The sequence below is a fragment of the Streptacidiphilus melanogenes genome (assembly GCF_000787835.1).
In the GTDB taxonomy this organism is placed as follows: Bacteria; Actinomycetota; Actinomycetes; order Streptomycetales; family Streptomycetaceae; genus Streptacidiphilus; species Streptacidiphilus melanogenes.
In genome coordinates, this window is the sequence record NZ_BBPP01000003.1 from 265,109 (window position 1) to 274,785 (window position 9,677).

Genomic DNA, 9,677 nt, shown 5'->3' on the forward strand with positions numbered 1-9,677 from the left:
AGTACGTCATGCGCCTGTTCTGCCTGCCTCATGCCGGGGGCACCTCACGGGTCTTCAAGCCCTGGTCCCAGGTCCTCGGCGGCCGGGTCCTCGGTGAGGACGTCGAGCTCGTCGCGCTCGACGTCGCCGGACGTGGCACGCGGCTGCACGAGGAAGGGCCCGGGTCGTTCGCCGACGCGGCGGACGACCTGGCCCGGACCATCGCCGAGCGCAGCGTCGGCGACGACTACGCCCTGTACGGGCACAGCATGGGCGCCCTGCTCGCCTACGAGGCGGCCCACCGGCTCGCCGAGCGGGGATGCCGCAGCCCTGTCCTGTTGTTCGCGGCGGCGTGCCGACCGCCCGGCTACCGGCGGCCGGGGCCGATGCTGCACTCCTTCCCGGACGGGGCGTTCCTCGGCGCGCTCGCCGCGTTCGGCGGCCTGCCGGTCGAGATCCTGCACGACAGCGAGCTGACCGAGTTCTACGCCGGGCAGGTCCGGGACGACTACCGGCTCTACGAGCAGCACGCCGCCGTCGTGACGCCGCGCCCACTCGCCTGCCCGATCGCGGTCGTCCTCGGCACCGATGACCCGATCGCACCGGTGGCCGCGGCGGAGGGCTGGCGCGCGGTCTCCGGAGGGCCGCTCGCGGTGCTCGCGCTGGAGGGCGCGGGGCACTTCTTCGACGAGCGGATCGAGGAGATCGGCACCTTCGTGGCGACCTCCCTGGCCGCCTTCCGTACAGCCGCCGACCGGAAGGAGCCGGCCGGGCCGCTCGGCCGAGAGCGTCGCCGGCCCGGCCCCACGCCATCGCGGGCCGCCCGAACACCTGATGACCGAGGAGGAGATCCAGTGACCGGCGCCGAACCGGAGGCCGAGGCCGCCGCCGAACTGCTCGGCCGGCTGCGGCTGGCCGACGTGCGGATGTCCGTGACCGCCGCGGGGCTCGGCTACGACGCCCCGGTCGGCGTCCTGGACGACGCGCTCCTCGGGCAGATGGCACGGCACAAGGCGGCCCTGACCGCTCTCGTCGCCGAGGGCGGGCCGGTGGAGGCGTCCGGGCCGATGGCCTGGGGCCAACGCCGGTCGATCGGCCGGTTGGAGGCGACGTCGGAGCCGGCGAGCTTCACCATCGCCATGGCGCTGTCCATCACCGGCGCCCTCGACGTCCCGGCCCTGCAGCGCGCGCTGACGCTGCTCACGGCGCGTCACGCCGGTCTGCGCACCCGCCTTGTGCGGCGTGGCGGGCACCTGGTCCAGGAGGTGCTGCCGACGGCCCGCATCCCGTTGCCGATCACGGATCTCACCGATGTGGCTCCCGAAGGCCGGGACGCCGCCGTCGACACCTGGCGGCGCGAGGGCGCCAAGGTGGCCTTCCCGCTCGGTGAGGGACCGCTGCTGCGGGCGGCCCTCGCCGAGATCGGACCCGAGGACTGGGACCTGCTCATCCTCGTGCAGCACACCGTCTCCGACGCCTGGTCGAACTCGACGATGCTGCGCGACCTGGACGAGCTGTACCGCGGCGCCCTGCCCGACCCCACCCGGGCCGACCTGCTCGACTTCGCCCGCTGGGAGGCCGAGCGCTACCAGGGCCCGCGCCTTTCCGCGCTGCGCGCGTGGTGGCTCGACCTCCTCGCTGACGCACCGCTGACCTTCCGGCTCCCCGCGGACCGGCCGCGGCCCCCGCAGCTCAGCGGTCGTGGCGGACTGCACGAGTTCCTGCTCCCCGCCCGGCTCGCCGACCAGGTACGGGCCTTCGCCGACACGGCGGGCGCGACCGAGTTCGCGGTGCTGTTCGCCGCCTTCCTGGAGTGGCTCGGCGGGCTGACCGGCCAAGCCGACCTGACCGTGCCGGTCAACTACGCGAACCGGCCGCGGAGCGAGTACGAGGACGTCGTCGGCTTCTTCGTGGACAACGTCGCCGTCCGCACCGTCCTGGACGACGCAGAGCCCTTCGACGCCCTGGTACGGCGCGTCGGGGCCTCGCTCTTCGAGAACGTCGACCGGTTCGTGCCCTTCGGCCTGCTCGGCGAGATCCTGCAGCAGGCCGGCAAGGACGGCCTCGGGGTCTTCCCGCAGGTGCCCTTCGTCGTGCTGAACACACCACCGATGCAACCGGCGCTCGGTGACCTCGACGTGACCCTCACCCTGGTCCCGACCGGCGGGGCGAAGATGGAGCTCTCGTTCATCCTCGAACCCGAGGACGGCGGATGGCACGGATTCATCCCCTACCAGTCCGACATGTTCGACGCCACGACCGTGGCCGCCTGGTGCGCCGGATACGTCGAACTCCTCGAACGCCGCACGGCGGGGGAGCCGGAGCGCTGAGCGTCAGGCCGGGCGGACGGCGAAGAACTCCAGGTGGCCGCAGTTGAGGCAGTGGTAGGCGTCGACCTGGAGGTGGGGCCGGCCCATGCGCTTCGCGCCGCCCAGGGGGCCGCGTTCGATGGGGCCGGCGACCCAGCGGGCGTCGCCGTGGCCGGCGGGGGCGTTGTCCTCGATGAAGCCCGGTTCCAGGCCGACGGTGCCGCACTGGGAGCACTTGATGTTGTTGATCACGCGGGAAGTGTAGGCCGGGACCCCGCGCGGAAGGGGGGCGCGTGGGGCCCCGGCGGATGGGGTGGGGTCAGGGCTTCGTCGCGGTGTAGTACGGGCGGTTCTGCGCCGCGACGATCGGCGACTGATACGACCACGCGCCGACGGGGTGGGCGTCCTTGAGCAGCGCCTGCAGGTCCGCGCCGACGCCGGACTGCGGGTCCTGGACGGTGAGGCTGACGCGCTTGCTCCCCTGACCGTCGAGGGCGAAGTGCTGGTAGTTCTGGTAGACGTTCAGCGGCGCAGCCAGCGTGCGGTGCTTCGGGTCCGTTCCGTACTCGGTGAAGGGCGCGATGCTCACCGGGGCGGGGAGCAGCCCGGCCAGGTCGGCCCGGAACGAGAACAGCGGCTTGTCGTGCTTGATGATGTCGTTCCCGTCCGGGGTGAGCGACGCGTCGAGGCACTCGACCTGCCAGACTGCGCCCGGGTCCGCGTTGGGGGAGGGCATGGTCGTCTTGAACCAGGCGGGGAACTTCGGCTCGTTGAACAGCTCCTTTCCGGCCCGGATGGCGATCGGTGCGTCGCAGGCGACCTGGATGCGCCAGTTGCCGCGCAGTTTGGTCTGGTCCTCGCCCTGGGCGAACTGGCGGTAGGTCAGGTCCGGCAGGAGGGTGGAGGACGCGGTCGGGAAGGCGATGATGTTGAGCTCGATCTCCTGGGTCACGCTCGGCCCGAAGTCGAACTGGGCGAAGTAGAGCTGGTAGTTGAACGACACGCAGGCCTTGCCGTCGAGCAGCGCGGCCGACAGGCCCGTGCCGGCCAGGTGTCCGTTCACCCGCTCGGGCGGGACGAGGTAGTCGATGCCCACGTTGTGCAGCGCGCCGTAGAAGAACGGCAGCCGGAATCCGGCCGGGATCGGGGGAAGCGGTGGCGCCAGATCGTTCATGGGGACGGTCTCTCCTCAGTGGTGTGGGCGAGGCGGGTGGAGCGACTGGTCAGGCAAGGCTCGCCAGCAGCGCGGTCGCGCCGACTCCGGCGTCCAGCTCGGCCTTGGCCGCGGAGAGCTCCGCGCCGGTGATCTCGAAGGTGGCGCTGGCGTGCACGCCCCGGGCGGCCTTGGCCGGGTCCGGGTGCGGGTTGGCGTACAACTGCAGGGCGAGGTCCCGTAGTTCGAGCATCACCGGGACCGCCGCCTGGAGCTGCTTGGGCTCGCCGTTGAAGGAGAGGTCGAGCAGCCACAGCAGCCGGGCGTAGACCAGGTTGAAGTGCTCTGCGGCCTGCCGGACCTCGCTGCCCACCGGGTAGTCGGCGACCTTGGCCTGCGGATCGATCCGGTAGGCGGCCGACCAGTCGATGGGCAGGGCGGGGCCGGTCGGGCCGGACGCGGGCGTGTCGAGCGGACCGTAGCGGCGCTCCTCGTGGACCTCCATGAAGCGGAAGTAGTGCGCCAACTCCTTGGCCTGGCCGAACAGCCGGTCGTCCGGGTTGTAGATCGACCCAGGGACGCCCTCGCCCTGCTCGGAGATCAACTCGATCGCCTCGAGCGCCGAGGCGAGGTCGGTGACGGGGAAGGCCCGGCCGCCGGAGTTGTAGAAGTCCTCGGGGCCGACCTGGCGGCCGGGGTCCCCGTCGAACAGGTCCGGGTGCTTCTCCGACAGCCCGCGCATGCCCGCCCGGATGGTCGCGTAGAACTGTCCGATGGACGTCCACCCGCGCGGATCGGGCTCCTTGCCGGTCCTGGGCAGGTCCTCCAGCTTCTCCGGGCGTTCGATCCACAGGCCCGTCCGGATGGCCTCCCGCCCGAAGCCGCGCAGCGCGATCGGCACCTGTTCCCTGGCGTACGGGAGCTTGGCCGGGTAGTCCGTGACGAACCGCGGATCGGCGACGACGGGCGTCCCGCCGACCGCGTTGAGCAGGTTGGCCACCAGGGTCATGTGGAGCATCTCCTCCAGCACGACCGCCCGCAGCGAGTACCAGGCCTCCTGGTTGGTCCCCGGCTTGATGGTGTACATCGCGGTGAGGTACGGCGGGATGGTGAGGAACTCCAGGGCCAGCGCCGCCTGCAGGAAGTACCGCAGCTTCGGGATCGTCCTCGGGATCTCGAACGGCGGCTGCTCGATCTCGGTGAGCGGCGCCTTGATGTCGGTGAAGCCGGTCAGTCCGGTGAGCGGGTCGCGGACGGTCACGGTCGGGCCTCCGTCGGGTGGGCGTAGCCGGGCGTGGGCCGCAGGACCAGCGGCCGGTGCAGCTCGGTGAGGTCCTGGTGGATCCTCTCGACGCTGCGCAGCGCGAGCGCCGCCATGGTGAGCGAGGGGTTCGAGGTGCCGATCGAGGGCATGCTGCCGCAGCCGACCAGGTAGAGGTTGGCGTGGTCCCAGGACCGCTGCCACTGGTCGACGACGGAGGTCTTCCGGTCGTCGCCCATGACGTGGGTGCCGCAGCCGTGCCCGGCGCCGTTGAAGGTGTATCCCGTGCCCTCGTACTCGAAGTAGCTGGGCGCGTCGGACGTGTAGCGGGTCCGCTCCTCGGCCCCGAGCAGTTCGAAGATCTGGTGGGAGACGTCGAGAGCCGCCCGCATGCCCTTCTTCACGTGGTCGGACAGGTCGTAGCTGAGGATGGGACGGCAGTTGCCGAGCGCGTCGCGGTGCCGCCGGTCGATGGTGACCCGGTTGCCGGGCTGGGCGTCCTGCTCCAGCTCGAACTGGAACGCGACCTGACGGCCGATCCGGTCGCCGAGCTGCTCGCGCAGCGCCGGCCCGTAGCGGGCCTTCCCCCGGGGCTTGAAGGGGGAGTCGGGGATGCCGAGCATCTCGGCGACGTCGCTGCCGGGGGAGCCGGCGGCCCAGGTCCAGCCCCAGTTGGCGATCACCAGCCGCCAGGGGGAGTGCTCCCTGCGGCTCTCGCCCATCCGGAACCTCTCGAAGGCCGAAGTGGACCCGGGCCCCCGGAACGGGCCTACTTGATGGGGCATCAGGCCCCAGGCCAGCATCACCGGATGGTCCATGAGGTTACGGCCGACCTGGTCGCTGCTGTTGGCCAGCTCGGAGGCGAGCAGGAGCCTGGCGGACTCGATGGCGTGGGCCGCCACCACGACGACGTCGGCCTCGACGGTGCGCGTGGTGGCGACCGGCGTCGCCGGGTCGTCGTACGCCTGGTACTCGACGCCGGTCACCCGGCCGTTGTCGGCGACCAGCACGCGGCTCACCACGGCGCGGTCGACCAGGGTGACCTTCCGGCTCCACTGCGCCTGGGTCTTCAGCGGGTTGTACTTCGCCTGGACCGGGCAGATCGGGGTGCAGGAGGCGTTGCCGACACAGCGCTCCCCGTAGTTGGGCAGTCCGACGGCGTCCTGCGGCCGGAAGCCGCGGCCCCCGTCGTACGCGGGGTTGGGCGTGGAGTTGCGCCCGTGCGGGGTGTTGACGACCCGCAGCTCGACCGGCTCGTCCGTGCAGGAGTCGAAGACCGTCTTCCCGTTCAGGTGCTTGGCCATCACCCGGTCGACGTAGCTGCTCGGGATCTCGTGCATCGGGAAGACGTAGCCCTCGGGGAAGGGCAGCCCGATCTCCTCGGTCTGTTCGGCGGCGTCGCCCGCGACGCCGATCTCGCGCTCGGCCTCGCAGTACCAGTGCTGCAGGTCGTCGTAGCCGATCGGCCAGTCGCGGCCGTAGCCGAACTGAGTCCGGACCTTGAAGTCCTGCGGCAGCATGCGGGGCGTCAGCCCGAGCCAGTGCATGCCCGTCCCGCCGCCGGCCCGCAGGTAGTCGGTGCCGTACGGCAGCGGGCCGTCCTGGACGAGGTACCCGAGCGCCTGGTAGCCGTGGCCGTCCTTGCCGGGGACGGTGTCCAGGACGGACGGCGACGGCGCCGCCGTGTTGGCCCGGTAGGGCGCGTTGGGCACCTTGATCAGCGAGGAGTAGAAGGTGTTCATCGCGTCGAGGTGTCCGGCCCAGGTGTCGAGCGTCGTCGTGCCCGCCTCCAGGACCAGCACGCGCCAGCCCTGGCTGCCGAGCCGCTTGGCGACCAGCGAGCCGGCCCACCCGGCGCCGACCACGATCACGTCGTAGCGGTGGCCGTCGAGGTCACGTGCCGGGCTCATCGGCCGCCTCCGGTCTTCCCGCCGTGGCCGCGCACCGGCCGTCCCGGCTGCGGCAGTTCGGGCTCTCCCGGCGGCGGGGCCGCCCAGGTGCCGAAGCCGGGCGCCTTCGCGCCCTGCGGATGCCCGTGGAAGGTCCGCCACACCAGGCCCTGGACGTACGCCTCGGGCGCCACCGTGAACGCGTCGTTGGCGACCTGGCGGCGCAGCTCGGCGTGGACGGCGGCGGAGAGCGGCGGCCACACGCCCAGGTACCAGAGGTGGGCGACGGCCCGGGCGAGGTCCTGGTGGACGTCGCCCTCCAGCTTCTCGGGGTCCAGACCCGCCTGCTCCAGGGCCTTCCGCAGGTCGTCGTAGGCAGGTCGGCCGACCTGCGCCACGACCGTCCGCAGGTAGAACTCCGCCAGCCCGGTGCCGTGCAGCTCGAAGGCGTCGAAGCCGGTGAGCGCGACGGAGAGCCTGACGAAGCGGTCGACGTCCTTGGCGGGCGGTGCGGCCGGCGGCGCATCCGGCGTCGCGGCGCTCGCCAGCGCCGTGGCGGTCAGCGGGACTCCGGTGGTCATCGCGAGGCCTCCAGGGGCAGGCGGTCGGCCAGCAGCAGACCGAGGGCGACGGCGGTGAGCGTCGGGTTCCACGAGCCGCTGCTGGGGAACGTCGCCGCACCGGCGACGTACACCCCCTCCACCCCGTGCGGGCGGCCGAGGCGGTCGGTGACCGAGTCCTTCGGGCCGTCGCCCATCCAGAGCGTCCCGGACTCGTGCACCAGCAGCTTCTTCTCCCGGTTGGGCGGGATCTGACGGGTCCACTTCTGCTGGTCGCTGTCCCAGTACTCCGGGGCGTGACCGCGGGCGAGCAGCCCGACCAGGGCCCGGGCGGACTCGTCCATCGCCTCGGCCAGCGCCCGGTCGGCCTTGTTCGGGTTGAACCTGATCCGGGGGGCGCCGCCCGGGCCGACGCCGACGTACGACGCCGCGTGGACGGATCGCTCGCCGCGCCACTCGCCCAGGCAGTGCACCAGGAAGCCGATGTGCTCCGGCGTGCTCAGCTCGGTCAGGAAGTCCTGGTCGAAGGAGTCGGGGATCAGTCGGTAGAGGTCGGCGACGGAGTCGTCGGGGTGCGGGTTGGAGGCGCCCATGAGGTGGATGTGGAAGTCGCGGGCCTCCTCCGCGGAGCCGTTCGGACGGTGCGTGCCCTCGAGATAGGTGCAGGAGATCTGCAGCCGGTCGGGAAGATCCGGGTAGGCGTCGCGCGGGACGCGCATGGTGAACCAGTCGGCGACATGGCCGCCGAGGTTCTTGCCGGCCAGGTCGCTCAGGGCGTCGCCGAAGGAGTCCATCAGCAGCCCGGTCGGCTCGATCACGCCGTTCGCCAGGACGAGCGGGACCCCCTTGAGGTCGTAGTCGCCCTGGGTGGTGACCAGCCCGGTGGCGACCCGGCCGTCTCGCCCGGCCTTGTGCTCGATGCGCTGCACCAGGCAGTCCGGGACGACGGAGAGCCGCGCTGTGCCGGCACTCCGGGAGGCGCCGGAGTACCGGCGTGCGTCCGCCAGGACCACCGGCACCGGGCTGAACTTGCGGTAACCCAGGGTGGATCGGGTCGCGCGGGAGGCCAGCGGCTGCTCGAGGTCGCGCAGGCGCGCGTAGTCGACGAAGTTCGGCAGATCGGGCAGGCCGTCGAAGAGATCGCGCACCAGGCGCGGATGGAAGGTGTCGAACTCGGGCCCCATGTCGGACGGTTCGACCGATCCGAGGAACTCGTGCGCGGGCCGCCAGTAGGGCCGCAGCGCGTCGAGGACCTCCGCCGGCCAGTCCGGCATCTGCTCGCGCGTGGGCTGCGGGATCCAGGTGCTCCAGAACAGCGCACGGCCGCCGACATAGGGGATCTGCGGCGCCAGTCCGTACCCGTCCTCGGGGACGATCTCCCACGGCGTGGCCACCGCGCTGGTCATCAACGGCTGGTAGACGGGGTCGACGTTCTGGACGTGCTCCGGGAGCAGGAACGGCCCCTTCTCCAGCAGCAGCACCCGGAAGCCGCGGTGGAGCAGCCGGTGCGCGACGGTGCTGCCCACCGCGCCCGCACCGACCACGACGGCGTCGTACCGGTTCTCTCGGCACGCCTCCAGAGTGGTGAAGTACTCCTGCTCGATCGGGCCGACGGGCTCACCCGGCGGCGCTCCCGGCGACTCGGCGACCCTCGTCGGCAGGTCGAGCAGGGTCCGTCCGAGGGTCGTTCGGATGTCCGTCATTCCATGCCACCTCGCACTCGGTATCCGGGCATATGCAATCAGCACATTCGCATCCGGGAATTCGCATACGAAGGACTATCACGGTGGTCCGCCGCCGCCGAGGTTTGTCGGTGGCCAATCACTCGGAAGTGGCAAACAGAGGCAAGCCGGTCGGCGCGCGATTCATCCGCCCGCTCCCCCGATCGGCTGACCCTCGCCGGGACGGATGACGGCGAGAGTGGAAAGCGCAGGTCAGCAGACCTGGCCGGGCAGACGATCAAGCCGGCCCGTGGGATCGAGACATCGTTGGGGAAGCAATGAAGTCGATTCTGGTCACCGCAACGGTCCTGGCCGCGGTGGGTTCCGTGGCCCTCGCCGTCCCCGCTTTCGCGGACACCTCGGACTCCGGCGGCGTGGTCAGCGTGACCGCCGCCTCGGACGCCGGAGCCCCCATCCAGGGCGGCAGCGACGTCAACATCAGCGGAACCTGTCCGGACGACGCGGTCACGCTGACCGGCATCTCCTCGCCGTTCTTCGCCGGGGGAGACGCGTCGATCGGCTCGTCCAACCCGCAGGCGTTCACCGCCACCGCGACGGTCCTGCCCGACATCCCGGCCGGATCGGACCCGGTGACGGTGACCTGCGTCAACGACTCGGGCGCGACCGAGACGGTGTCCGGCACCTTCACGGTCACCGACCCGGTCACCCCCGTGACCCCGGTGACGCCGGTGACGCCGGTCACTCCCGTCACTCCCGTCACCCCGGTGAAGCCCGTCACGCCCGTCGCTCCGGTGAAGCCGGTCACCCCGGTGAAGCCCGCCACGCCGGTCGTGCCGGTGAAGCC

At 71.7% G+C, this 9,677-nt stretch carries 8 protein-coding genes; 2 read left to right on the forward strand and 6 right to left on the reverse strand.

The features are described from left to right. The first annotated feature begins 8 nt into the window (after positions 1-8). Positions 9-2,309, forward strand: a complete 2,301-nt coding sequence (locus TR49_RS05055; protein WP_042377530.1) for an alpha/beta fold hydrolase — start codon at positions 9-11, stop codon at positions 2,307-2,309. 3 nt (positions 2,310-2,312) lie between these two features. On the opposite strand, the gene TR49_RS05060 is transcribed toward TR49_RS05055, so the two are convergent. The 6 genes from TR49_RS05060 to TR49_RS05085 all read right to left on the reverse strand — a co-directional run bounded on the left by TR49_RS05060 (position 2,313) and on the right by TR49_RS05085 (position 8,854). Continuing rightward, positions 2,313-2,540, reverse strand: a complete 228-nt coding sequence (locus tag TR49_RS05060; RefSeq protein ID WP_439654074.1) for a hypothetical protein — start codon at positions 2,538-2,540, stop codon at positions 2,313-2,315. 67 nt (positions 2,541-2,607) lie between these two features. Further along, positions 2,608-3,462 (reverse strand): hypothetical protein, encoded by an 855-nt coding sequence (locus tag TR49_RS05065; protein ID WP_174501550.1) that lies wholly within the window; start codon positions 3,460-3,462, stop codon positions 2,608-2,610. Between the two features lie 49 nt (positions 3,463-3,511). Further along, positions 3,512-4,702 (reverse strand): ferritin-like domain-containing protein, encoded by a 1,191-nt coding sequence (locus TR49_RS05070; RefSeq protein WP_052434021.1) that lies wholly within the window; start codon positions 4,700-4,702, stop codon positions 3,512-3,514. Further along, a complete protein-coding gene (locus TR49_RS05075) occupies positions 4,699-6,612 on the reverse strand; it encodes a GMC oxidoreductase (RefSeq protein ID WP_042377532.1) in 1,914 nt (637 codons plus the stop codon). The genes TR49_RS05070 and TR49_RS05075 overlap by 4 nt, the downstream gene beginning before the upstream one ends. Next, positions 6,609-7,172 (reverse strand): hypothetical protein, encoded by a 564-nt coding sequence (locus TR49_RS05080; protein ID WP_052434022.1) that lies wholly within the window; start codon positions 7,170-7,172, stop codon positions 6,609-6,611. Before TR49_RS05080 ends, TR49_RS05075 begins: the two co-directional genes overlap by 4 nt. Next, positions 7,169-8,854 carry a GMC oxidoreductase gene (locus tag TR49_RS05085; RefSeq protein WP_152627073.1) on the reverse strand — a complete coding sequence of 562 codons (1,686 nt, stop codon included), beginning with the start codon at positions 8,852-8,854 and terminating at the stop codon, positions 7,169-7,171. Before TR49_RS05085 ends, TR49_RS05080 begins: the two co-directional genes overlap by 4 nt. Before the next feature lie 296 nt (positions 8,855-9,150). Between TR49_RS05085 and TR49_RS45215 the strand changes: the two genes are divergently transcribed. Beyond that, a partial coding sequence (locus tag TR49_RS45215) for a hypothetical protein (RefSeq protein WP_439654075.1) occupies positions 9,151-9,677 on the forward strand: 527 nt, incomplete at its 3' end.